At 41.0% G+C, this 25151-nt stretch carries 25 protein-coding genes and 1 pseudogene; 7 read left to right on the top strand and 19 right to left on the bottom strand.

All coding sequences use genetic code 11. From position 1 onward, the window contains the following. Positions 1-15: 15 nt before the first annotated feature. The 16 genes and pseudogenes from KDN43_RS15795 to KDN43_RS15870 all read right to left on the bottom strand — a co-directional run bounded on the left by KDN43_RS15795 (position 16) and on the right by KDN43_RS15870 (position 13534). Complete coding sequence (locus KDN43_RS15795; protein ID WP_238867550.1) at positions 16-777, bottom strand: thiamine pyrophosphate-dependent enzyme; 762 nt, start codon at positions 775-777, stop codon at positions 16-18. Positions 778-782: 5 nt separating this feature from the next. Next, positions 783-947: a hypothetical protein gene (locus KDN43_RS15800; protein WP_238867551.1), complete on the bottom strand. Its 165-nt coding sequence runs from the start codon at positions 945-947 to the stop codon at positions 783-785. Positions 948-956: 9 nt separating this feature from the next. Further along, positions 957-2042, bottom strand: coding sequence for a 3-methyl-2-oxobutanoate dehydrogenase subunit VorB (locus KDN43_RS15805; RefSeq protein WP_238867552.1), 1086 nt, complete (start codon positions 2040-2042; stop codon positions 957-959). Positions 2043-2083: 41 nt separating this feature from the next. Beyond that, the gene (locus tag KDN43_RS15810; protein ID WP_238867553.1) at positions 2084-2314 is read right to left on the bottom strand and encodes a 4Fe-4S dicluster domain-containing protein; all 231 of its coding nucleotides are present in this window, start codon (positions 2312-2314) and stop codon (positions 2084-2086) included. Between the two features lie 107 nt (positions 2315-2421). After that, positions 2422-2943, bottom strand: a complete 522-nt coding sequence (locus tag KDN43_RS15815; protein WP_238867554.1) for a KdsC family phosphatase — start codon at positions 2941-2943, stop codon at positions 2422-2424. After that, the gene (locus tag KDN43_RS15820; protein WP_238867555.1) at positions 2940-3701 is read right to left on the bottom strand and encodes a Rossmann-like and DUF2520 domain-containing protein; all 762 of its coding nucleotides are present in this window, start codon (positions 3699-3701) and stop codon (positions 2940-2942) included. The genes KDN43_RS15815 and KDN43_RS15820 overlap by 4 nt, the downstream gene beginning before the upstream one ends. A gap of 84 nt (positions 3702-3785) precedes the next feature. Beyond that, positions 3786-4277, bottom strand: coding sequence for a gliding motility lipoprotein GldH (locus KDN43_RS15825; protein ID WP_238867556.1), 492 nt, complete (start codon positions 4275-4277; stop codon positions 3786-3788). 28 nt (positions 4278-4305) lie between these two features. Further along, positions 4306-5400: pseudogene (locus tag KDN43_RS15830) on the bottom strand (PSP1 domain-containing protein); the annotation flags it as partial. 157 nt (positions 5401-5557) lie between these two features. Beyond that, a complete protein-coding gene (locus tag KDN43_RS15835) occupies positions 5558-6667 on the bottom strand; it encodes a DNA polymerase III subunit (RefSeq protein WP_238867557.1) in 1110 nt (369 codons plus the stop codon). A gap of 25 nt (positions 6668-6692) precedes the next feature. Further along, entirely contained in the window at positions 6693-7643 is a 951-nt protein-coding gene (locus KDN43_RS15840) for a methylenetetrahydrofolate reductase (protein WP_238867558.1), read from the bottom strand. A gap of 4 nt (positions 7644-7647) precedes the next feature. Beyond that, positions 7648-8970 carry an RIP metalloprotease RseP gene (gene rseP, locus KDN43_RS15845; protein ID WP_238867559.1) on the bottom strand — a complete coding sequence of 441 codons (1323 nt, stop codon included), beginning with the start codon at positions 8968-8970 and terminating at the stop codon, positions 7648-7650. A gap of 113 nt (positions 8971-9083) precedes the next feature. Continuing rightward, positions 9084-10244, bottom strand: a complete 1161-nt coding sequence (locus KDN43_RS15850; RefSeq protein WP_238867560.1) for a 1-deoxy-D-xylulose-5-phosphate reductoisomerase — start codon at positions 10242-10244, stop codon at positions 9084-9086. An 84-nt stretch (positions 10245-10328) separates the two neighbouring features. Beyond that, positions 10329-11369 carry an ABC transporter ATP-binding protein gene (locus KDN43_RS15855; RefSeq protein WP_238867561.1) on the bottom strand — a complete coding sequence of 347 codons (1041 nt, stop codon included), beginning with the start codon at positions 11367-11369 and terminating at the stop codon, positions 10329-10331. Next, a complete protein-coding gene (gene rimM, locus KDN43_RS15860) occupies positions 11370-11891 on the bottom strand; it encodes a ribosome maturation factor RimM (RefSeq protein ID WP_238867562.1) in 522 nt (173 codons plus the stop codon). It abuts the gene before it with no gap. A gap of 6 nt (positions 11892-11897) precedes the next feature. Continuing rightward, positions 11898-12491 (bottom strand): DUF4290 domain-containing protein, encoded by a 594-nt coding sequence (locus KDN43_RS15865; RefSeq protein ID WP_238869507.1) that lies wholly within the window; start codon positions 12489-12491, stop codon positions 11898-11900. 95 nt (positions 12492-12586) lie between these two features. After that, positions 12587-13534: a glucosaminidase domain-containing protein gene (locus tag KDN43_RS15870; RefSeq protein ID WP_238867563.1), complete on the bottom strand. Its 948-nt coding sequence runs from the start codon at positions 13532-13534 to the stop codon at positions 12587-12589. Positions 13535-13540: 6 nt separating this feature from the next. Between KDN43_RS15870 and cdd the strand changes: the two genes are divergently transcribed. Next, the gene (cdd, locus tag KDN43_RS15875; protein ID WP_238867564.1) at positions 13541-14023 is read left to right on the top strand and encodes a cytidine deaminase; all 483 of its coding nucleotides are present in this window, start codon (positions 13541-13543) and stop codon (positions 14021-14023) included. Between the two features lie 6 nt (positions 14024-14029). Here cdd and KDN43_RS15880 read toward each other — a convergent pair whose 3' ends face one another. Further along, complete coding sequence (locus tag KDN43_RS15880) at positions 14030-14524, bottom strand: DUF4348 domain-containing protein (RefSeq protein ID WP_238867565.1); 495 nt, start codon at positions 14522-14524, stop codon at positions 14030-14032. 160 nt (positions 14525-14684) lie between these two features. On the opposite strand from KDN43_RS15880, the gene KDN43_RS15885 reads away from it, so the two are divergent. The 4 genes from KDN43_RS15885 to KDN43_RS15900 all read left to right on the top strand — a co-directional run bounded on the left by KDN43_RS15885 (position 14685) and on the right by KDN43_RS15900 (position 20051). Further along, positions 14685-15527, top strand: coding sequence for a DUF4922 domain-containing protein (locus tag KDN43_RS15885; RefSeq protein WP_238867566.1), 843 nt, complete (start codon positions 14685-14687; stop codon positions 15525-15527). 140 nt (positions 15528-15667) lie between these two features. Next, on the top strand, positions 15668-16900 hold the full coding sequence (gene serB / locus KDN43_RS15890) for a phosphoserine phosphatase SerB (protein ID WP_238867567.1): 1233 nt from the start codon (positions 15668-15670) through the stop codon (positions 16898-16900). 23 nt (positions 16901-16923) lie between these two features. Beyond that, positions 16924-17823, top strand: a complete 900-nt coding sequence (locus tag KDN43_RS15895) for a hypothetical protein (protein WP_238867568.1) — start codon at positions 16924-16926, stop codon at positions 17821-17823. 8 nt (positions 17824-17831) lie between these two features. Further along, positions 17832-20051: a tetratricopeptide repeat protein gene (locus KDN43_RS15900; protein ID WP_238867569.1), complete on the top strand. Its 2220-nt coding sequence runs from the start codon at positions 17832-17834 to the stop codon at positions 20049-20051. A 17-nt stretch (positions 20052-20068) separates the two neighbouring features. Here the strand turns inward: KDN43_RS15900 and nadD are convergent, their stop codons facing one another. Beyond that, positions 20069-20653 carry a nicotinate (nicotinamide) nucleotide adenylyltransferase gene (gene nadD, locus KDN43_RS15905; RefSeq protein ID WP_238867570.1) on the bottom strand — a complete coding sequence of 195 codons (585 nt, stop codon included), beginning with the start codon at positions 20651-20653 and terminating at the stop codon, positions 20069-20071. A gap of 163 nt (positions 20654-20816) precedes the next feature. Beyond that, positions 20817-21065, bottom strand: coding sequence for a GlsB/YeaQ/YmgE family stress response membrane protein (locus KDN43_RS15910; RefSeq protein ID WP_238867571.1), 249 nt, complete (start codon positions 21063-21065; stop codon positions 20817-20819). A 473-nt stretch (positions 21066-21538) separates the two neighbouring features. Between KDN43_RS15910 and KDN43_RS15915 the strand changes: the two genes are divergently transcribed. Together KDN43_RS15915 and KDN43_RS15920 are read left to right on the top strand one after the other, a co-directional pair. After that, the gene (locus tag KDN43_RS15915) at positions 21539-23233 is read left to right on the top strand and encodes a transposase (protein ID WP_238867572.1); all 1695 of its coding nucleotides are present in this window, start codon (positions 21539-21541) and stop codon (positions 23231-23233) included. A 149-nt stretch (positions 23234-23382) separates the two neighbouring features. Then, positions 23383-25137 carry an O-antigen ligase family protein gene (locus tag KDN43_RS15920; RefSeq protein ID WP_238867573.1) on the top strand — a complete coding sequence of 585 codons (1755 nt, stop codon included), beginning with the start codon at positions 23383-23385 and terminating at the stop codon, positions 25135-25137. Positions 25138-25151: the final 14 nt, after the last annotated feature.

A 25151-nucleotide genomic window follows, 5' to 3' on the forward strand; every position in this document is an offset into this window, starting at 1 on the left:
TATATTTAATGCGTTTTATATATTTTTCAGATCCCCGATCGGATATACCGGAAACATATTTTCCACCATCCAGTTATTTGCAGCTTCGGGTGTCATTTTCCATCCGGCATTGCAAGTTGATACAACTTCCACTATGGAGGTACCTTTTCCTGCCATGGAATTTTCAAAAGCCAGTTTAACCATACGCCTGGTCTTTTTTACAGCAGCAGCCGTATGTACACTTACACGGGTAGCGAGGCAGACACCGTCAAGCAGAGCAAGCATATCAAGAATCTTAAGCGGGCCACCCATAGTCTCTACATTACGTCCTTCGGGACTGGTTGATGTAACCATATTGTTTAACGTTGTGGGAGCCATTTGTCCGCCGGTCATACCATATATACCGTTATTGATAAAAATAATAGCGATATTCTCGCCGCGGTTGGCTGCATGAATGGTCTCTGCCGTACCAATAGCAGCCAGATCGCCATCGCCCTGATAGGTGAAAACCATCTTGTCTGGGAGCAACCGCTTTACAGCAGTGGCAAGTGCAGGAGCTCGTCCGTGAGCAGCCTCCTGCCAGTCGATATCAAGGTATTTATATGCAAAAACGCCACATCCTACCGGTGCAATTCCGATAGTTTTTTCCTGTAGCCCCAGTTCACTTATAACTTCACCTATGACTTTATGAACCACCCCGTGTGAACATCCCGGGCAATAATGCATGTGATTGTTGTTCATAAGTTCCGGTTTAGCATAAACCAGATTTTCGGGACTTACAATATTATTTATATCCATATTGTTTATTTTTTAGCAGAGAATCTGTATATCAAATAAAAAACCGCAGCAGCTCCTGCAAAATACCACGTTAGTTTAATATCCTGGTTAGAAGTAAAATAGACCACTAATGTACCCAGGAATGAAAGGAGAAACAGCAGCAGGAATATATTTCTTATTTTGGGATCCATACTAATTAGTTATTTATTTACCACTTTCTCTTTCAAGGCATCAAGCACACCTTCAGGAGTAGGCACAATGCCCCCGAGACGGCCGTAGTGTTCAACGGGTGTTTTCCCGTTCACGGAAAGGCGGACATCTTCTACCATCTGACCGGCATTTAATTCCACCGTGAGCATACCCTTCACCTTTCCGGCATAATCATTCAGTACCTTACCTGGAAAAGGCCACAGGGTAATGGGACGTACCAGCCCAACCTTAATCCCCTCTTCCCTTGCCATCTCAATTGTTTTCAAGCATATGCGAGCGGCTGAACCGAAAGCGACCAACAGATAGTCGGCATCTTCACATTTAACCTCCTCATAGCGTACCTCATTTTTCTCAAGTACACGATATTTTGCCTGAAAGCGTTCGTTATTCTTCTCCATAACTGCCGATTCAAGTTCAAGAGAAGTTATGATATTAGGCTCTCTATCGGGTGTTTTACCAAGAGTTGCCCAGGGACACTGCTCTCTGATTTCCTGTTCGGTCCTTCTGCGGCGATATCCGGGAAGTTTTACTTTCTCCATCATTTGTCCTATAACACCATCTGTGAGTATCATTGCCGGATTGCGATATTTGAACGCAAGCTCAAAGCCAAGCGACACAAAATCGGCCATCTCCTGAACTGAATTGGGTGCAAGTGTGATTAATTTGTAGTCACCATGGCCTCCCCCTTTCACAGTCTGGAAATAATCGGCCTGAGAAGGCTGAATAGTACCCAAACCTGGGCCACCACGCTGAACATTCACAATAAGACATGGCAGTTCAGCTCCTGCCAGATAGGATATCCCTTCCTGTTTTAGACTGATGCCGGGACTTGATGAAGAGGTCATGGAATATTTACCGCATGAAGCACCGCCATAAACCATATTTATTGCCGCAACCTCGCTTTCAGCCTGCAAGACCACCATCCCGGTCGTTTTCCATGGTGCAGCCTCCATAAGAGTCTCAATTATTTCGGACTGGGGCGTGATGGGATAACCGAAATAGCCATCCACTCCGAAGCGAATAGCCGCATGAGCGATGGCTTCGTTACCTTTCATCAATGATATTTCTTCTGACATAATACTAATATTAGAAATTATTTCACTTATGGGAAAAAGGATTATTTCACCTTCATCCGATATACGGTCAAACAACCGTCAGGACATACATACCCGCAGTTCGCACACCCGATGCACTCATCGGGATTTTTTAAATAGACGTAATGGTATCCACGGTCGTTCACTTCTCGAGGCTGCAAATCCAATACTTCAGAAGGACAAGACACAACACACAGGTTACAACCTTTACAACGTTCGGTGTTTACCTCTACATAACCCTTGACTTTTGCCATTATATGAGTGGTTTTTATTTAGTAGTTACAAATATAGCTGTTGTTTTGTTTTAACTCAATTTTTCAGTGTTAATTTTTAACTAAGATTGATAAATATTAATTCCCCGCTACCATCCGAAAGCTTCTTCACTCATCCAGTTACCCTGAACCTTAAGTACCTGCTCAATAACATCACGTGCGACACCCTGTCCTCCATTCCTTGAAGATATATACTTTGCTATCTTTTTAATCTCTGGAGCCGCGTCCATTGGGGCAATAGGTAAACCGACCTCATTCATTACATTATAATCAGGTATATCATCTCCCACATAGATAATCTCTTCGGGCTCATATCCGGTTTTGCGTAAATAATCGAGATAATCGTTCATTTTTATACCCGAATTCATGTAAATATCGCTTATACCCAATGATTCGTATCGAAGACGTACTGCCTGAGTATTTCCACCAGTTATTAAACATACGCCATAGCCGTGCTTCACAGCAAGGTTAAGTGCATATCCATCGTGAATATTGGCAGTTCGCAGAGGCTCACCTTGGGCCGACATGTGAATAGTCTGACAGGAGAGAACTCCGTCAACATCAAATATAAATGCTTTTATTTTTTTCAAATCGTAATTTATCGCGCTCATAATGAATGAATATGAATACTTTTACTTAACAGGGAATAGATCTCTTTTACCATTGGGTCTGTAATAAGTTCAAGATGCTTTTTCATAACCTTTTCGTCGAACCTTATCGCAGGGCCGGTCTGAGCTGCAACAGGCTGCATCTCCATTACTTTGGCTGCAGTTTCAGCTATAAGCGGTTTCAATATATCGAACTGAATATCCTCATTGGATATAATATCTGACGCCAGTGCATACATATGGTTTGCAAAATTACATGCAAATACTGCCGCCAGATGAAGATAAAGCCGCTTGTAACCCGGAAGGTATTGCACATTTGTTGAAATAGTTTTCGCAAGGCCAACCAGTGTGCGGGTAGTATCATCACTGTCTCCCTCTATGAACAACGGTATTTCAGAGAAGTTCAATCCTCTATCCTTGCTAAAAGTCTGTAATGGATAAATTACGCCATATTTTTCTTTGAACAATGAAAAAACGTTTAAAGGTACGCTTCCGGCTGTATGTGCCCAAATACCATTTGTACGCGGCATTTGACTTATAACGATAGGCAGGGCATCATCTTTCACCGAAAAAATATACAGATCGGCATCGCAAAAGATAGAACCTATATCATTAACAGGTACAGCGCCGGTTTTTACGGCGAGTATCTTCGCATTTTCAAATGTGCGGCTGTAAACCTGAATAATCTCATTTCCCGAAGCCTTTAGTGCCACGGCTAAGTGAGTTGCCACATTGCCTGAACCAATAAAAACTATTCTCATGCTGCTAATTTATCTTAACGGCGTCTTCAACGATCTTAAATAATTGAAACTCCGCCAAATCACAATCCTGTATGTTTCCTACACTCAGGAACCAATGTTCACCTCAGTGATTTTCACACCTGCTTTTTCAACTCCTATTAAAGGATTATTAATCATTGACTGCCTTATTTTCAGTTCATATATGCGCACACTGTCAGGCACAACCGCAGCAAGGTAATTCAACGAAAACTGGTTTAATCCGCCTGTCCCGGCCCCCAGCCATCTTCCATATTCATCAGCCAGGAGGCAATGCAAGGAATCGCTTTGGTAAACCGGACTGGTTATATTATGCTCTACATAAAGCAACAGGTTGCGATAAGGATAACTGTGGTTTGTTGTGAGCTCAATTGTTATATCATATTTTTTTCCGGGATGTATATTCGCAGTATCAATTTTAAAAACAAGTACGCTGTCGCTATACCACATCCCTTTGTTGATATGGTGAAAACGATAATAGACCTCACCTTGAGAGCAGGATGTCAGAAAGGTGAAAATCATGACCGCAAAGAGTAAGACAATATTACGCTTTGTTGCCACTGGAATCCCTGTTTTTTCTTGGTTTTCTGTTCCCCGATGAATCAGAGGAACGTCTTTTACGAGGCTTCCTCCGTTTCTTACCCTTATTTTGCATATTGCTGTCGAAACGAGTAATACTATGGTCTTCAAGGATATCACCAATATAAGCTGGCTCTTTACCCTGCTTTGCCTCGTTTTCAGCAGCAAGCTTTAATGGTTTTTTGCCTTTTTTATTCATCGCGATTATCTCAAACACACGCTCTTTAGAGATAATTTCAAGATTTGCACCATTATGCTTATCGGTTGAATAGGTTATTAATCCTGAAAAAACATCCGTCTTAAAATGATAATAGTCGGAATCCTTTGTCTCCAGTATAATTTCCCTAGATGGCAGCCCCCGCTGTGCTTCCACATAGGCATCCACCTCGTAATTCATGCAACACTTTAGTTTCCCGCACTGTCCAGCCAGCTTCTGGGGGTTAATAGAGATATCCTGATACCTGGCAGCTGACGTTGAAACAGAAACAAAACTCGACATCCAGTTGCTGCAGCACAGCTCTCGCCCACAAGGGCCAATGCCGCCAATGCGACCTGCTTCCTGTCGTGCACCTATCTGCTTCATCTCGATTTTCACCCTGAATTCGCTTGCCAATACTTTGATAAGCTGGCGGAAATCAACTCTTTCATCAGCAATGTAATAGAAAATGGCTTTATTGCCATCGCCCTGATATTCCACATCACCAATCTTCATCTGCAACCCAAGCTCCTCAGCTATTTCCCTGGAACGGATCATTGTGGACTGTTCACGTGCTTTGGCCTGCTCGTACTTCTCTATATCAGCGGGACGCGCAAGCCTGTAAACACGCTTGGGGCCGCCATTTGCATCATCCCGGAAATTACATTTCTTCATCTGAAGCTCAACCAGCTTGCCTGTGAGGGTAACAATACCAATATCGTGTCCTGGAGTAGACTCCACAGCCACCATGTCGCCCTGTTCAAGCTCCAGATCATTACTGTTGAGATAATAGCCTTTTCTTGTATTCTTGAACTGCACCTCCACCATTTTGGTAGCTTTCTGAAGCTCAGAATAATCGTAAAGCCAATCGTAGGTGTGAAGTTTATTTCTGTGCCGGGTACAGCCCATGCAACTTTTTATATTTGTGACGGTTACCGTTTTTAAAGGAACGATATCCGCTAACTTATCTGATAATTGCTCTTTATCCATATATAAATGCTCTGCCGAAGCCGGCAGGCGATACTCCTTGATTATAAATAAAATAAAACCGATTGCAATTTACAAATTATTTTCTTAAAAGAAGCGTTACCTTCAAGCAAAGATCAAGGAAAATAATTTTAGCATTGCCGTTTTGTTCAATTTGCCTAAAGGCAAGTGAAAATTCATTATTGAACTCTTCAATGTTTTTCTCATTGATAAATGGTGCAAACCGATTGCCGAATTGCCACTCATCATCCTGCAGATATACCATATCCGGTTCATTGAGGTTGCTAACAAAATATTCACGGAACAACCTCAACGAATAGAGTAGAAATCCTTTCTGCATTTCACGGCCGATTCCCGCAATCTTATTTGATATCTCCTTTATGGATTTTATATTGCCTGATACGGAGGAACGCATCATGCTTTTAAACAGATCAAATAAATAATCCTTAGTGTCAGATGAACTGATTATTTCAACAGCATTAGTAAAACTGCCGTTGGCGATGTGGGCAACAGACACTGCGCTCTCCCTCTCCAACCCAAAGTTCTGCTGTATTGCGATTACCATTTCTTCTTTTTCAATTGCACGGATATGAAGAGGCTGGCATCTTGACCAGATGGTTTGGAGTACATTCTCCCTGTCTTCCGAAACCAATAAAAAGACTGTATTTCCAGGTGGTTCCTCCAATAATTTCAGCAGCTTATTGGCACAGGAATCGTGCATTTTCTCAGGAAGCCACAAAATCATTATCTTGTAAGGAGCTTCATAAATCTTAAGATTCAGCTTCCGGATAATCTCATCGCTCTCTTTAGAGTAGATGACGCCCTGAGCATTTTGTGCATCAATAAAACTTAGCCACTGGTTGATATTGAAATAGGTGTTTTCAGACAGAAATTTTCGCCATTCAGGAAGATATTCGTCACTCACCTTAGACTTTACCACAGGGAACACGAAATGGAGATCGGGGTGTGCCAGCTTATCGAATTTATGACATGACGGACATTCACCACAGGCATCTTCTGCGCCTCGGTTGCTGCAATTAAGATATCTGGCATAGGCGATTGCAAGTGGCAACTTCCCAACTCCCTCAGGCCCATAAAACATTCTTGCGTGTGGTACAAAGCCCTCATGAACTGAGTTTATAAGTTGTTTTTTTACATCGTAAAGCCCTATGATATTGCGAAAATACATTTATACCTGTCCCGCTTAACGAAGTTTAATAAATCTCCTTTGCAACACGATAAACACTCTCCGTAGCCATCAACGAATAGAAATGAATGCTGGGTACCTGCTTTTCTATGAGTTCCCTGCACTGTTTAATGCACCACTCCACACCAACTTCCTTTGCTTGGTCATCATTTTTGCACTTTCTGAGCTCTTTCTCCAGTTCTTCGGGAATATCGGAACGAAAAACCTGCGGCAACACTGTCAACTGACTTAACAGGTGAACAGGCTTTATACCCGGGATGATGGGAACAGTAATACCTGCTGCACGGCAACGATCAACAAACTCAAAATATTTGCGGTTATCGAAGAACATCTGTGTTACAAGATAGTCGGCTCCATTATCGACCTTCATTTTCGTGTAATATATCTCAGACTCCATATTTGGAGACTCTTCATGTTTCTCCGGATAACATGCCATTCCATATGAAAACGGGACTTCTGGAGGCGTAAAGGTGGAGCCGTCGAAAGCAATACCTTTGTTGTAGTTGTTAACCTGTTCCTGCAATCCTGTAGCATGAGGATGGCTATCCATTTTTCGTTGATCGGCATCTAGCTTTTTTGTGTCGCCTCTTAACAGTAACAGATCGGTCACTTCCAGAAATGACAGGTCAATGAGTGCGTATTCCGTCTCTTCTTTAGTAAAGCCCTGAGAGATTATATGCGGTATGGCTCTTATGCCATATCTGTTCTGGATAGCGGAAGCTATAGCTACCGATCCGGGCCTTTTTCTTACATTAACTTTTCGATACACCCCGTTCTCATCTTCCTTGTAAATATTTTCACTGTGATGAGTTGTAATATTGATGTATTTCGGATCGAACTCCTTCAGACGGTCTATAGTGTCGAAAACCTGTTTGATGCTATTGCCTTTAATAGGCGGCAGCAGCTCGAACGAAAAGGCAGTCTTCTGCTTATTATCTATCAATTCCGAAACTTTCATATTATTATTTAAAAATTGCTCTCACAACATCCATTCCATTGGCGTATAACACCAATCCCAAAAGCAGCATCATACCGGCTACCTGAGCGTATTCCATAAATTTCTCGTTAGGTTTCCTTCTCACTATCACTTCATAGATGAGAAACATAACATGTCCTCCATCAAGTGCAGGGATAGGCAGTATATTCATGAATGCAAGAATAACCGATAAAAAAGCAGTCATCATCCAGAAAGCCTGCCAGTTCCACTGTGCAGGGAACAAATTGCCTATAGCGCCAAACCCACCCAGTGATGAGGCTCCCTCTTTGGTGAACACATATTTGAACTGTGCCACGTAGTCTTTAAGTGTCTGAATACCCAATCTTATCCCTGCCGGCAATGACTCAAAAAAACTATACTTGAGCGTAACAGTCCGGTAGATCTGAGGTGCAGACATCGCGTAAAAGCCCAGCGTCCCTGCTGAATCTACCCCTGCAGTAGTTGTATAAAGCACACCGTTTCGGTAATAATCGAGGGTAACCTGCTGATTGCGGTTGCTGTCAAGTGCTGAACGAAGATCACCGAATACCGGTGTTATAATGCCGTTCACACCTACTATGCTATCGCCGGGGATCAACCCTGCACGCTGTGCAGCACTCCCTTCCATAGTCAGGTATACAACTGCCGGAATGCGGTATGTGGCAAATCCCTCCTTATCTTTCAGCAGATTCTCCATCAACCCCTTGCTCATATTCAGTATAACCTCTTCGCCATTACGCAATACAGTCACTTTTTCGGCATCCGCCACATCAAGGAGGGTGCGTACTCCAAAGCGCTCCAACTCCTTGTTATCAGCCCTGAGCAGGATGTCCCCATCCTGAAAGCCGGCGCTATGGGCTGCCTGGCTGAACTCCATTCCCTGGGTAACATTCTTAAGCGGGAGATAAGTATCACTCCAGGTGAAAAGCACCATAGAATAGATAAAAAAAGCCAGCAACAAGTTAAACAGCACCCCGGCAACCATAACCATAAGACGCTGCCAGGCAGGTTTTGAACGAAACTCCCACGGTTGTGCAGGCAGAGCCATCTGCTCTTTGTCCATGGACTCGTCAATCATTCCGGCAATCTTTACATATCCCCCAAGAGGCAACCATCCGATGCCATATTCGGTTTGGCTGTTCCTGGGTTTATATCTTAAGATTGCAAACCATGGATCAAAGAATAGATAAAATTTCTCTACTCTGATCTTAAACATACGCGCAAAAATATAATGCCCAAACTCGTGCACAATCACCAAAATTGACAAACTCAAAATGAGTTGCAGCGCTTTAATTAAAAATGTCTCCATCCGGTTTTTTTACGTCACACGCATTACACGTGTATTTTTAGTTATTTGATTTATTCCTATTCTCCTTGTTCTCCGGTATAATCAGCTTAGATTAACCTTTTCTTTTATTTAGCTTACCCGTAACACTCCAAAGCTATCACTCTTGTTTCCGCATCGGTATGCAGATAGTCGCTCAGGGACGGTGATTGCACAAACGTTGCTCTCTGCAGCGTTCTCTCTATAAGACTGCTCATTTGCAAAAACCCAATCTGTTCCTTCAAAAAAAGCGCAACAGCCACTTCGTTTGCAGCGTTCAGAATACATGGCATATTCCCGCCTGTTTTAATGGCTTCGTATGCAAATGTCAGGTTCGGAAATTTCTCTATGTCAGGCTTTTCAAATGTCAGGTCCTGCACTTCAAAGAAGTTGAGCGGTTTAATGTCCGACTTCAGCCTCACAGGGTAAGAGAAGGCGTACTGTATAGGCATGCGCATATCAGGCTGCCCCAGCTGCGCCATCACTGAGCTGTCCTCAAACTGTACCATAGAGTGAATAATAGATTGCGGATGCACAACCACCTCAATCTGAGAAGGCTCAACTCCAAAAAGCCATCTGGCCTCAATCATCTCGAACCCTTTATTTATAAGGGTTGAAGAGTCAATCGTCACTTTCTCACCCATATTCCAGTTGGGATGAGCAAGCGCCTGTGCTTTGGTGACACAACCAAGCTGTTCTTTCGAAAAAGTACGGAAAGGCCCCCCTGAAGCGGTAAGCCAGATCTTGTCGATTCTGTTGTTACCCTCACCGTTCAAACATTGAAAGATGGCTGAATGTTCGGAATCAACCGGCAAAACAGCTGCTTTATATTTTAACGCGAGAGATGTAATCAGTTCACCTGCTACTACCAGAGTCTCTTTGTTTGCAAGTGCTATGGTTTTTCCTGCCATGATTGCGTTGATGGTTGGTTCCAAACCTGAAAACCCCACCATAGCAGTTAGTACCATATCAATATTCTTATCACGCACCACTTCCCCTACTGCCTTGCTCCCGGCCCATACCTTTATGGGAAGGCTTCTCAAGGCAGATTTTAGCTGTTCGTATTTCGATTCATTAGCTATTACAACAACTTCGGGAAGAAATGCCCTAGCCTGCTCAATAAGAAGTTCCACATTATTGTTGGCAACAAGCGCATAAGCCGCAAACCTACTGGAATGCCCGGCAATAACACTCAGCGCCTGCGTTCCTATGGAGCCGGTTGATCCTAAAACAGCAATATTTCGTTTTCTATCTTCCATACAGAAATGATGTACGTGTAAAAACGTACAAAGATAATAAAAAATAGGGTCTTATTCCTACAGATTGACAGCGGAAATACTTCCCTAAGTGAATTGTGACAGTATCTTCAATGTATCCTCTACGGTATATGTCACAACTGTTTTGCTGCCATTCATCACTGTCCAGCACCTGTTTTCCTCATCCACAGACAGCTCCAGTTGAGCATCTTCTGTTATTTTGTATCCTTTCCTCGATAGTGCCTTTGTGGTCCATCGTGCCATCAGGCCGTCAGGGTTTTTCACACGGGTAGTTATAAACTTATCCAATTGCTTTTGCACCACAAAACTCCCGTATTCCTTATCGAACACGTAAGAACGGTGACGAAACACCTTGTCGAAACTCCCATTTAATACCATATCTTCCGGTACTCCAACGGTAACGCCCTTGCCTTTTTCCATCAACCACAGCTTGTCAGCCACCTGAATAGCGGTCTCCAGTTCGTGTGTTGAGATGAAAATTGTTTTGCCTGTTTCACGTGCCAGCTTCTGCAGCAGCAAAAGGATATTAATACGGTTTGGCAGATCGAGGTGCGAAGTGGGCTCATCAAGCAATATCACAGGAGTATCCTGTGCAAGAGCACGGGCAATAAAAACCCTTTGGCGCTCTCCGTCTGACAGTTCGTATATGTTTCTACCTTCAAAACCATGCAAACAAGCCATCTCCAGGGCTTCAGAAATAATTATATTATCTTCATCGGAAAGGCTTCCCAGCCATCCCGTATAGGGGTCCCTGCCAATGGAGATAAGCTCTCTCACGGTGAATGATGCCACCGGCTGCTGCTCCGTAAGCACAACGGAAAGTAGTCTGGCCCGCCTTTTGGGCGGGATCTCGAGCAAGTTTTCATTATTAAGAAAGATTTCTCCTTGAAAGATAGGCTGAAGGTGGGCAATAGAGCGCAGTAGAGTAGATTTTCCGCAACCATTCTTCCCAATAAGCACAATCAGCTCCCCCTTTTCGGCAGAGAGTGTAAGGCCCGACTGAACTATCACAGCTCCTTTTTTGTCAGGATAACCTATACTTACATTAGAAAGATGCAGAAAAGGCATATCTATTTTTTCGATTTCCGAATTGGAACAGGTAATCATTCACTCATCTATTAACCCTTCAGGCAAATACATTTCAATGATTTTTTTCTCCTCGTCAATGGCAGCAATAAAATCTTCCGTGGCTGGAATAAGCAGCTCTTTATCTCTATCTTTCACAATAAAAAGAGTGTTCAGTGTAGAATCATCTACTTCATCTATTAACCCAAGCACTTCACCATGCTGATTTACAACAGTGTACCCAACAAAGAAATCCCAATTGAGACCATTTTCGGGTATCGCCTGTTTAACTGTTTTGCGAGGAATAAAAACATCTGTATTGACATACTTCGATGCCGTATTCTCGTCGTCTACATCTTCAAACTTCACCCTCGCAGTTCTATCAGTAGTAAATGTAAACTCTTCCACGAAAAAGGGTACGGGAATTCCGTCAATCTCAAGAAGATAATATTCGCAATCAACCTCGGCATACTCAGCCTTACTGAACAGGATGATTATCTCCCCTCTTATCCCGTATGGTTTCTGTGTACGCCCCACCTGAATTATATCTTTTTTGGAGATCATAATAAATTATTTTCTTCGTTGAAACTTGATATTCTTTAGTTTATCACGATTTGTATTCACCTTCACTTCAGAGATAGTATACATAGCCGGATCAATCTTTATTTTTCCTCCCGACATTTCGTACAGATCTTGAAAAATCTTCTCATCATCTACTTCCTTGTTCCACTGTGTATATGATTTTTTCATCTGGTTGAGAAGAAGTTTCAACAGATGATCTTTTTTATCGCCATCCTCCATACTGGCAGCAATCTTTATCATCCTATCCAGAATTTTCCCGTAATGACGGTACTGCATAGAAGGACGGCTGTAATCAAGATGCCCCGGTGCAGTGTTCAACTCTTCCCTGGTTATTATCTCATATGGGTACTCAATGTCAAGTTTAAAGTCAGACATGATAGCCAGATGGTCCCACAAAATGTGTTTGAAATTATTGACATCTCGCAAATGAGGGAACATATTCCCCATTATATCGATGACTGTGTAAGCACATTTTTTTCGCTCTTCGGGATCTTCTATTCCAACACAGTGATCAACCATGTTCTGTATATTACGCCCATATTCCGGCAAAGCCAATTTTTTTTCTTGTGTATTGTATCTCATCTTATTTTGATCTTTATTCATAATTTTTTCTTCTATATAAGCTCAGGCATAAAGCCTCTTAAAATTATCAATAACAGGTCATTGTCCTGTTTTTTCTATCTTAATTTAAGCAGATCGCCCTCAGCGGGAATATACTCATAATTTTTTTTATTCAACCTGTATAGGTTACGCAACTGAATTCCATACAGCTGCGAGATGCTGTGCATCGACTCACCCACTTGAACCGTATGAAACTCATAAGGCAATACTGCACGTTTATTTTTCTTCTGGAAATATACAATATCTCCTTCATTCAACGGGAAATCCCCGGGAACCTCATTGAACTTCAACAGATCTTTCTCCTTAAACCCGAACTCTTCAGCAATGCTGCCAAACGTATCTCCGTAAACAGCAATAACATAAACCAGGCCATGAGTAATATAAGGCTGATGTGTCCATGTTGCATGTGACATCTCTGCTTTTTTCAGTTCATCACGCTCTTTTCTGCCAACCCCTTTGTGATATTTTTTATCATCAAAGCGATAAAGTTCATAATCCTCAATAAGTTTAATAAGCTTGTTGGCATAAGCCCTGTCTGTAGCATACCCCATCTGCTGCAAACCTCTGGCCCATCCCTTGTAATCGGTTATCGACAATTCAAAAAGAGGGCTGTAGCGTACTCCGCTTACAAGAAACTCAGAGTGATCCTGATAGGAATCTTCAACCTTTGCATAACGGCGGAAACAATCATTCGGCGAATCGTCAGCAGCATAAACACGGGGGCCTGTCCATCCACGATGGCACTTAATCCCAAAATGGTTGTTTGATCTGCGTGCAAGATCGCTCATACCTGCCCCCGACTCCAATATTCCCTGCGCAAGTGTAATTGACGCTGGTATTTTGTATCTTTTCATGTGCTCTATTGCCAAATTACTGTACCTGTCAATATAATCAACATAGGTACTCACTCCGGGCCGTCCGGAAAAACCTGCGGTGACAAATAAAAAAGCCACAACTACAAATAGCTGTAAAATATTAGTATATTTGCGATATAAATCTTGCATTACAATATGAAAGAAATCAATTTAACCACAAAGATAGGTGTTTATCTCATAGAGGAATGCTCTGAAGTAGAAAAAAAACTTATTGAAGCAGCAAAAAACGCCACAAAAAACGCCTATGCCCCCTATTCCGAATTCAGGGTAGGCGCAGCTGTATTACTACAGAACGGCAAAATAGTTTCCGGAAACAATCAGGAAAACGCAGCATATCCATCTGGATTATGTGCTGAGAGAACAACCATCTTCTTCAGCAATGCATCTTTTCCCGACCAAAAGATCGAAGCGATTGCCATTGCTGCCTATTACAACGGAAGATTCACCAATGATGCCGTCACTCCCTGCGGAGCCTGCAGGCAGGTACTTCTTGAAACGGAGAACCGTTTTAAGTCGCCAATAAAAGTATTGATGTACAGCAATGAGGCAGTATATACAGTGAACAGCATAAAAGATCTGTTACCACTTAGTTTTGGAGATAGGTTATTGAAGAGTTAGAGTGGCTTAAAATGATGCTTCGTAAAGCGTTACCAGATACCATTTTTTATCTATCAGTGCAAAATAGTAATCGGCATATATGCCATTGTTAATACCACGTATCTCCACTACAGCTGTATCATTTTTATATCGTACCATCTGACAGTACTGATCGTATGTACGAGTTAAAAAGGTGCTGTCATAAGTCAGATCTAGTAGCTCCCAGTCATATTTTCCAATAGTTTCTTCCATGAGCGCCATACCTTGATGTTTTGCATTTGGAACAACAACCCTTATTGGAAATTTTATGCGTTTTAACTGGAACGACTCTTCCTCACTAAATTTCAGGAGAAATTGATCAAACTCCTCTTCAGCATCTGATGAATCCGATGAAACACCCCGGCCCTTTACAATCTGTTCCTCTTCTTTACCCGAAAAAGAATCTTTCTTGCCCGTCCCCCAGGAACAAGAATTCAGGAAAAGAAGAAACAAACAGGAAAAAACAAGAGCATAAAGTCTCATACGAAATATATTAATTACTGTGAACTATTTTTGGTACAAAGGTATAAAAAAAGTTGATAACCAAACAGTAATGCAATTTTTTTTACAAAATTTCATTTCTTGCTTTTCCCTATAGATTAAAAGAAAATATCCTTATCTTTGTTTTCAAAAGCAATAGCAAATGAATCTTCAAGCGGAAATAGACAATCTGTTCTCCTCCCAGATGAAAAAATGGGAACAGTTGAGAAATGGTATTAGGCAACTCGATGATACTGAAGAAAAAGTGATCACATGGGGAGATGGGTTCAATGTAAAAATACAGTTCAACCCGGCCAGGATGGTCTCCACAAGTGCAAAAATTGACAAAGAATCGATTGAAAATCGCCCCTGCTTCCTTTGCGAAGCTAATCGTCCCGCCCTGCAGAAGGGTATACTATTCATGGAGAAATATATCATTCTATGCAACCCTTTTCCAATTCTCAGGAATCATCTGACCATTCCCCTTCATTCACACGTACCGCAACTTATCCGCAACAAGGTGGGTGATATGCTTTCGCTTGCAGAACAACTGCCCGATTATGTGTTGTTTTACAATGGCCCAAAGTGCGGAGCATCGGCCCCCGACCATTTTCATTTACAGGCCGGGCTGAAGTCGCCACAGCTGCTTCAGGGCGACAATGTACTTCGCTCATGCCTGATGATAGAGAGCGGAAATAAAAGTGAGGTGGAAGAACTTTTTGAAGATGTTTATCAGTATCTTCACCATCGCCAGCCGAAAGAAGATGAGCCAATGATAAACATCATCGCCTACATAGAACAAAACAGATACAAACTAAACCTATTCCCTCGTAAAGCGCACCGTCCCAGACAATATTACGAAAACGGCAGTAAACAGCTTCTTATCAGTCCCGGGGCACTAGATATGGCAGGTATGATTATATGCGTAAGGGAAGAAGATTTTAAAAAAATAGGTACACACGATATTGAAGACATCTATTCTCAGGTCTCTTTGCCGGTGATCTGAAAGTAAAAAATAAATTTATTCACACTTGCTCCGTTAAGTTAAAAGGTACGGGATTTAAATGTGAAAAATAAATATGAAAAATAAATATTTACACTGATCGGCACATTTGTGTGATCTGATTTGTAAAGAGTAAAAAAATTATGGTGAATTCAGAAATCATACTGTTAAATATCAATGGAGAAGATAAACCCGGCTTAACAGCTGCCCTTACGGAAATACTTGCGAAGCATGATGCTTTCATCCTCGATATAGGGCAATCGGATATTCACAGGAATCTGTCGTTGGGTATTCTGTTCAAATCGAAAAATAATAACTCGGGTGAGATAATGAAAGACCTGCTCTTTAAAGCATATGAGATGGATGTGAACATCCGTTTTACTCCTATTTCGGCTGAACGCTACTCTAATTGGGTAGGCATGCAGGGTAAAAACAGGTATATCATCACACTGCTGGGAAGAATACTCACTGCCAGGCAAATTGCCGCAGTTTCAAAAATTATTGCCGAGCAAAATCTCAATATCGATAATATTGTACGCCTGACAGGACGAATTCCGCTTGATGAGAAGCAGAGAGCTGCCAAGTCGTGTGTTGAGTTGTCGGTAAGAGGCACTCCCAATAACCGGCAGCAGATGCAGGAAGCATTTCTTGAACTCACCTCATCACTAAATTTCGACATCTCCTTCCAGGAGGAAAGCATGTTCAGGCGTATGCGGCGGCTCATATGCTTCGATATGGACTCTACGCTTATTCAGACCGAAGTTATCGATGAACTGGCAGAGAGAGCAGGTGTAGGAGATAAGGTAAGGGCAATAACCGAACAGGCTATGCATGGCGAGATAGACTTTGAAGAGAGTTTCAGGCAGAGGGTGAAGTTGCTGGAAGGGCTTGATGTTTCAGTAATGAAGGAGATTGCAGAGAATCTACCAATTACCGAGGGACTGGGACGGCTGATGAAGGTGCTTCAGAAAGTTGGATTCAAAACAGCCATTCTTTCAGGAGGTTTTTCCTATTTCGGCAACTACCTTAAGGAGAAATACGGATTCGATTACATGTATGCCAACGAGCTGGAAATTAAAAACGGCAAGCTCACGGGCAACTATCTGGGAGATGTGGTCGACGGCAGAAGAAAAGCCGAATTGCTGCGACTCATCGCCCAGGTGGAGAAAATTGATCTCCGGCAAACGGTAGCTGTGGGCGATGGTGCCAACGACCTTCCCATGCTGGGTATCGCCGGGCTTGGCATCGCTTTTCATGCTAAGCCAAAGGTTAAACAGAACGCAGACCAATCGCTCTCCACAGTGGGTATAGACGGCATCCTCTATTTTCTGGGTTACAAAGACTCAATGCTCGACAGCGAAATGCTGAATAATTAAATTAACGTCTAAAACGCTACGGTATGGATTTTGTAGACATATTATGGAACCGTCTTGATGGTGAAACCGAACTAAAACGGCCATCCAATATACTGGTATGTTTCACTGAAACTGAGACCGGTAAAAGGTTAAGCACTCTTGCTACTTACATTACACCGCAGAGAGCAGAAAAATCGTCAATCACTCTTCTTTATTTTGCCATTGATGATAAGAAAATGTTGCAGGAAGAGAATATAATAGTTTGTCAGAACAAAATTCTGAACGATTTCAAACCTAAAGGTGAAAAAAGTAAAATCACTTTTCGTGCTTTCGTAAAAGATTCTGATGACCTTATAGGCGACATCCTGAAAACTATAGAGGAACAAAATTGCAATCTGGTGTTGTTGGGAATATGTCCTGACGAATTCAACCTTTCGCTGGTTGAGAGATATAATATACTGAAAAGCAATCAGTCAAATACCGAAACATTTATACATGAACAGTTCAGAGAGAATGAAGCAGCTACTTTAAAGAATGTCTATTCGCTCATAAACAGGAACACTGTTTCAACTGGAATATTTGTGGACAACGGCATGTCAGAGGTCAGTAAAATTTTTGTTCCGATACTACAAAAAACAGACGTGCACATATTCACCTATGTGTACCAGATAGCTCAGAAAGAGAATGTAAAGATTATGGTCTGGGATGCTATCGGTATCATTCAGTCCGAACCGAAGATGCAAAAACTCTATCAGTTCATTGTAAAGAAAACCGACGGACGGGTCTATTTATGGGACGATGATAAAAAAATTGGAGTTGACTTCATCAGACAGCAAGATCTTGTAATCGTAGGGCTTGATGGGTTGAGCAAATTGATGTGTACTCCGTTGCAATGGAAAGACTCTCTGCCTTCCACACTGATAATTAAAGAAAAAACAAGCTGAAAACAATTATGAATTCATTCGATATTGGGAAAAAACTTGAAATAATCTACTCTCACATAGAAAGAAAGCGACTGAAAGATGCAATTGACTGTGTGAATGAACTTGCAGCGGTGCAGCATAACTGGGCTGTTTCGGAAAAGATATCTGAGCTTGCCACCAATTACCGTTATATGCTTCATTATCTTATTGAGGGTAAGAAAGATCCAGAACATAGACGTATCTACAACAAGCTTATCCGCGACATATATACTGTAGCTGAAGATGCTGCCGAATATCTTCTTCTTCAAAACAGTTCAACCCTTTTTTTCGATAAACAGCGGCTTTTGAATTTACGCACTCCTCTCTCCATAGACGAATACATAGACTTAATTACGAAACAGATTGACACACTCTCTTTTTTGGACCTTCTTGAAGAGGGTCCAGAAAAGCAAAGCCGTGTGAGACAAAATTCACTTGAGCATGAAAATACACTGATTGACTTGTTCTATGCCGTCCTTGTTTCGCCAAAGGCAAACAGCGACCATATTGAATCGTTTCGTAATTTTATGGATGATAACATTATTCCTGTTCACGACAAATGCATGGTTATTTCCGCTATAACGATGAATATTCTGCATCGGTTCGATTCAACGAAAATAGAGTTTATGCTCGACCTCTGCAGGCGTCCCGAGCCGGAACTTGCTGCTCGTGCAATTACAGGGCTCATCCCTGTTTTCCAGATATACAACTCACGGATGGAGCTCTATTCCGAGTTAGGTAACAGGTTAAAACTGTTATCCGACGATAAAATGTTCAACCGTAGGTTCATTGCTGCCATAATAGGATTTATCCAGGCACATGAGACGGAGAAAATCACTAAAAAACTTACGGAGGAGATTATTCCGGAAATGATGAAACTGAGTCCCATGATAGGCAAAAAGATCAAACTCGACGAGTGGATGGGAGAAACCGGGTTCGATGAAAAAAACCCAGAATGGCAGAAGATACTTGATGAAACCGGATTGACAGACAAACTGAAGGAGTTCTCAGACCTGCAGCTCGAAGGTGCCGATGTGTTCCACTCTACCTTCTCGAACTTGAAATCATACCCTTTTTTCAATGAAATGGGCAACTGGTTCCTGCCCTTCTATCCCGGTCACAGCAGTATCCGGCAGCTCTTTGCCGACAAAATGGAAGGGGCACAGTTCATTGAAACTATGTCGGGTTCAGCAATGATCTGCAACTCCGACAAATACTCGTTCTGTTTCAGCATTATGATGATGCCTGAGGAGTATCGCAGAATGATGATATCGCAATTAGGAGCTGAAAGTGAAGAGATTAAAAAGATGCAGGAGGAGGAACAGGCACTTAAACCTCATCAAAAAGAGGAAACCATCTTCAAACAGTATATACAAGATCTCTACCGCTTTTTCAAACTTTTCCAACGCCGTACTGAATTCATTGATATTTTTGGACTTCCACTCAATTTTCACCGGATAAAAGCGTTCCATCCAATTGTTATGCAACCCGATCATCTGGAAAAGATAGCCCTCTACTATTTCGAAAAAAACAATTTCAACGAAGCTGTATCTACATATACCATGCTTGCCAATACTAGGTTGACAAAAAGTGAGATATGGCAAAAAATAGGATATTGCAAACAGATGCTGGCAGATATAAACGGTGCGCTGGAGGCCTATCTGCATGCCGACTTGATTGAAGAAAATAACACATGGGTACTTAACCGAATAGCACACTGTTACCGTGTGTTGAAAGAACCTGAAACAGCTCTGGAATATTACCGAAGGCTTGAACAATTCCGCCCCGATGACCTGAATATTCAGCTCAACATCGGGCATTGCCATATGGAGTTGAAGGAGTATGACAAGGCGCTTAACTTCTACTTTAAGGTAGAGCTGATAGACAGCAACAATACTCGCGCATGGCGGTCAATAGCTTGGTGTGCTTTCCTATCGCGCAAGTTCGATGTGGCACAAAAATATTACAGGCAAATACTGGAAAAGAAAGCAAATGCGCACGATTATCTCAATGCAGGTCATGTAGAGCTCTGTCTCGAAAATATTAAGGGAGCTGTTGAATATTATAAGTTGTCTCTGCAAAATACAGGTAGCTTTGAAACGTTTCAATCCATGCTTGACGAAGATGAAGAAGAACTTCAGGAAGCAGGAGTAAACACTGGCATTCTACCTGTTATCCTTGATAAGATAAGATATGACGAGGGACTGTAATATTGTGAATCAATATCTTATCTATATAATCCATTTTTCTCAATAAAGTCATACACTACAGAAGGGACAAAGGCCCGCATGTTTTTCCCTTCTCTTATACTGTTTCGTATAAAGGTAGATGAGAGCTCCATTATAGGAGCATTTACCTCATGAACAGATTTGTGAAATTTATCAGGAATATTTATTCTTTCACCCAAACGAGGATAGATAAGGATCTTATATTGATCAATTATACGTTCATAATCTTTCCATTTGTCAAACTTTGTCCAGTTATCCCCTCCTATAATAAGCGTGAAGTTTTTGTCGCGATGGATGTTTGTAAGTTTTGTCAGCGTATCTATTGTATAAGAGGGCCTGGGCATATGGAACTCCACGTCTGAGACAACCAAATGGCTGAACTTATCAAGTGCCTTTCGCGTCATCTCCAGACGGATATCATCATCCAGCAGATCAGCAACCTCCTTCAGCGGATTATGCGGAGATACCACAAACCACACCTCATCTATATATGTAAATTCTCTAATATAGTTAGCCAGTATCAGATGGCCCGCATGTATGGGGTTAAAAGATCCTGAAAAAATGCCGATTTCACGTTTTTGCATCCTATTTTGTTTTTTGTTTTTGAACCCACTTGAAAAAATAGTCCTCTGCATAAAAGTCTTTATATTGGCCGGCTAAGCATATAAAAGTCTCTGGGGTAAGATATTTCAAGGTAATTCATTATTGATAGGGCGGAAGCTTATCAACTTTTCCTCAGGCCATTCACTATACTTTTTTCTTGAAGATGGAGATAATCCAAAGCAGCAGTATTGCTCCCACGAGCGAGATAACAAGGTTGCCGGTTATCCCGTTACCAGTAGTGATACCCAATAAACCAAAAACCCATCCTCCCACAATAGCTCCTGCAATACCCACCACAACATTAATAATAAAACCGAAACCGCCGCCTCTCATCAGTTTGCCGGCAATCCATCCGGCTACTGCACCCACAATAATCCACAATAACCAATTCATAATTAATATTTTTTGTTGTTAATACTATGTGATTTGCTGATAATAAGAGTTTCCACTATTTATAAACACACCTTTGAATGAAATTGTTTAAAATTATTTAAACATAATAATAATAATAACTTATGCGGGAAACGGATTAATCTGAAAAGTATTCTATTGAAAAACAGGAAGTAAAGAGTGTAATCCACAAAATGTGTTACGATTTGGAAACGAGCGGATGTGTTTTATCTGCATCGAATTTCATTGAGGGAATGAACGCTTGTTTATATTTGACAAATATAAGTGCTTTGTTTCGAAAAAACAAGCAATAAGCAAAAAAATAAAACAAGAAAATAATCCATGAGTCCACTTTAAAAAGTCCCTGACTTTAATTTTGTTGTTTTATTTCCGTTTTTTGTTGATAAAACGCTCTGAAAATCCCTTGTTATCAGATAAAAAAATCGTATTTTGCATCACCTAAAAGAGAAGAAATCATGTTCAAGAAGACATCTGTAAATCCACAATATGACATGTTTTCCACACCTTCCACCCAAATGGGTAAGCGTGAGGCAAAAAAATATGATGATCCTGCGGCGTGGCACAACCGGTTTTATGCAAACGTCACCTCCCAAATAGACGAAACCATATTTGCTCCCCTTTTCAAACAGGGTAACATGGGCGCTCCCAATGCTTCCATACGGGTGATTATCGGAATGTCCATCATCAAGGAGGGTTTTGGCTGTAGCGATGAAGATCTGTTCGATAAATGCCAGTTCGATCTCCTGGTGCGTAAAGCCCTGGGTCTAGTCTCCCTGAGTGATGTTGCACCCTCTATCGATACTTATTATTTACTGAGAAGGCGTATTTGTGAATACGAAAACCGGTATGGTGTAAACCTGATGGAAAAGAGCTTCGAGCAGCTCACTGGCGACCAACTCTCCACCTTCAAGATATCCGGCAAATCTGTCCGTATGGACAGTAAGCTCATTGGCAGCAACATCGCCTGGTACTCCCGTTTCGAGATCATTCACAACACTTTCCGCGGGTTTATCAAGGACCTGGGCGATAGGGGGATGCTTCTTTTGAACCCCAGGCTCAGGAAACAGGTACTTCTATTTTTAGAAGAAGATGCTCAGAATATGGTTTACCGCTTAAACAGTGAAACTCTCGGCGAGAAAATCTCTTCCCTGGGTGGGCTCATTTATCAGGTTCTTAAACGCCTTGCAGAGACCACTACCGGCTACGACCTTCTTCACCGTGTCTTCCACGAGCAATACGAGGTGGTCAAGGGACAGGCTATCCTTCGTCCCAAAGAGGACATCACGGCCAGGAGCGTTCAAAACCACAATGACCCCGATGCCGATTATCGAAAAAAAGGAGACCAGAAGGTAAAGGGCTACAGTGTGAACATCACCGAGACCTGTGATGACACTGATGAACAGAAGGACAAACCCAACCTGATCGTAAACGTTCAGGTGAAACCGGCAAGTGCTGCAGACAATGGCTACCTGAAGGATGCCGTTACCAACATCCAGGAGAAGGTAAGCACCGATATAATAGAGAAAGTCTATGCCGATGGTGCTTATCAATCCCCTGGTAACAGGGAGTTTGCCGATATGAACTCAATTGAACTTATAACAAGCGGATTACAAGGGAGACAATCTAAATATGACCTGGAGATGAAGGAGGGTGAGCTGGTTGTCACCCATATCGAAACCGGAGAGATTATCCCTGCATACAAAACCGGGGATAAATGGAGGATTGCCACCACAGGCAAGAGCAAGTACCGGTATTTTACGAACGAACAGATAGCAACTGCAGAACTAAGACACGAACTCGCGGCTATCCCCGGGCAGGAACAGATGAAAAGAAACAACGTGGAGGCAACCATCTTTCAGTATTGCTTCCATACGAGGAACAACAAAACACGATACAGAGGTTTGCTCAGGCACAAATTATTTACTTTCGCCAGATGTTTATGGATAAACCATGTCCGCCTTGGAAATTATCTGATAACAATAAGTCAAAGAGCGCATGAAAATGGTTTAATAACCGATTTTCGCTATATAAAGACCTCCATAAGGGAGAAACTTTTTATCGTGTTTGATTTTTTACTTCCTTGCTTCTCAAAAATAGGAAATGAAAAATCAACGAATTACTTTTTTAAACTTAAAATTGCCACTATTTAAAGTGGACTCATCCATAGTACTTTGATGTTCATTGTTATTGTTGTAACTTTACATTATAAATAAATTATTTAAAGTTTATCGAAAGATCAGAAATAGAAGAACCGCCTGGCATCTGACTGAATTTATACGAATAGAATAAAATAAACTAAGTGAAATTTGTATTAAAAAACATCTCATTTTATTACCTGTTTTTCCTTCTCACTGGAACGCTCTTCTTTATTCCTTCTGTTTTTGTAAATAGGTTTATAACAGCACCTTTACTTTGGATGAGAATAGGAATAGGATTAGGGGGAATAGGCTTCATTCTTTTGAGAAGAAAGCAGATTTTTTTGCCTCCATATAAATTCTTGTTAATTATCACAACTCTATGCATTTATTATTCATGGAGAGGAAAATGGCACATTGAGACAATTGCCACCAATGCAATATACTGTTTGGCTATTTTGTTGTTCTACAATATTTTCACAACGAAAAAAAATAGAGAAACATTATTTGCCATATGTACAGTTATAGCGATTTTACTATGTGTATGCTGTATAGCTCAATTTGTTGGTTGGTTGCCAAGTTATCATAATACATTAAATATAACAGGTCCTTTTGATAATCCAGCTGGTAGTTCTGCCTCATTGTCTTTATTGTTGCCTTTTGTTTTAAATAGAGTAAACAAAGGCAAAGAACGAAAAAAAATAATATACATTATTATTTCTATAGCAATTATAATACTTATAATATTGTCTAGAGCACGAACGGCAACATTAGCTGTAATGGTTATTACGATAATTTTCACAATACATTGGATAAAGCAACGAACTAAAATTAAAATTTCAGTAATTCATTATTGTATTGTTGTTGTTATAGGGGTGTTAGTATTATCAGGACTTTATTATATCAAAAAAGACTCAGCTGATGGACGAATATTTATCTGGAAATGTACGGGACAATTAATAGTTCAAAAACCGATCTTTGGATTTGGGAAAAATGGTTTTACAGCAAACTATATGAACGAACAAGCTCTATATTTCACAAAACATCCTCATAGTACATACACAATGCTAGCCGATAACATACGTCATCCGTTCAATGAGTTTCTTAAGAATATTGTGGAGTATGGTCTTGTTGGTTTCTTTCTTATGATTTTGTTACTACTTTACCCATTATATTATTCACGAGATAATAATAAAGATAAATTATTGACTATACGCTTAAGCCTTTTAGCTATGGTAATATGTGGACTTTTTTCATATCCTTTTAATTATCCATTTATCCGTTTAATGATAGTAATGCTGATTTCTTTTGTGTTAATTTTTAGCAAAGAACGAAGGGTGATAATGAACAAAAATTATTTAATAAAAGGTATGGTTCTGCTAACATCATTTGCTGTGTTGAACATTACAATTTGTCAAACCATATATGAAAGAGAATGGCATACAATAGCTCATAAATCGTTAAGAGGTAAAACTTTACAAATGCTACCCCGATATAAAGCCCTTTATAAGCATTTACAGCACAACGACTTGTTTCTCTATAATTATGCTGCAGAATTGAATATTGCTGGACATTATGATGAGAGCCTGCTAATAGCCGACGAATGCGATAAACTTTGGGCAGACTATGATCTGCAAATGCTAATGGCGGACAACTATTTGCAACTACATCATTATCACGAAACAGAACAATATCTAAAAAAAGCAGCGGCTATGTGTCCAATAAGATTCACACCACTATACAAACTTGTAGAACTTTATTTAACAACTGGACAAAAAGAAAAGGCTCAGTCTTTGGCGCAAGAAATATTAAATAAAGAAGAAAAAGTCCCTTCTCCATTCATAAGTAGTATTAAAAATAAAATGATAATTTATTTAAATGAGCTAGCTAGTTCCGAGAATTTTTTAAAGAAAAAGTAAGTAGAAAAAATAGC

The sequence above is a fragment of the Proteiniphilum propionicum genome (genome assembly GCF_022267555.1).
Taxonomy (GTDB): domain Bacteria; phylum Bacteroidota; class Bacteroidia; order Bacteroidales; family Dysgonomonadaceae; genus Proteiniphilum; species Proteiniphilum propionicum.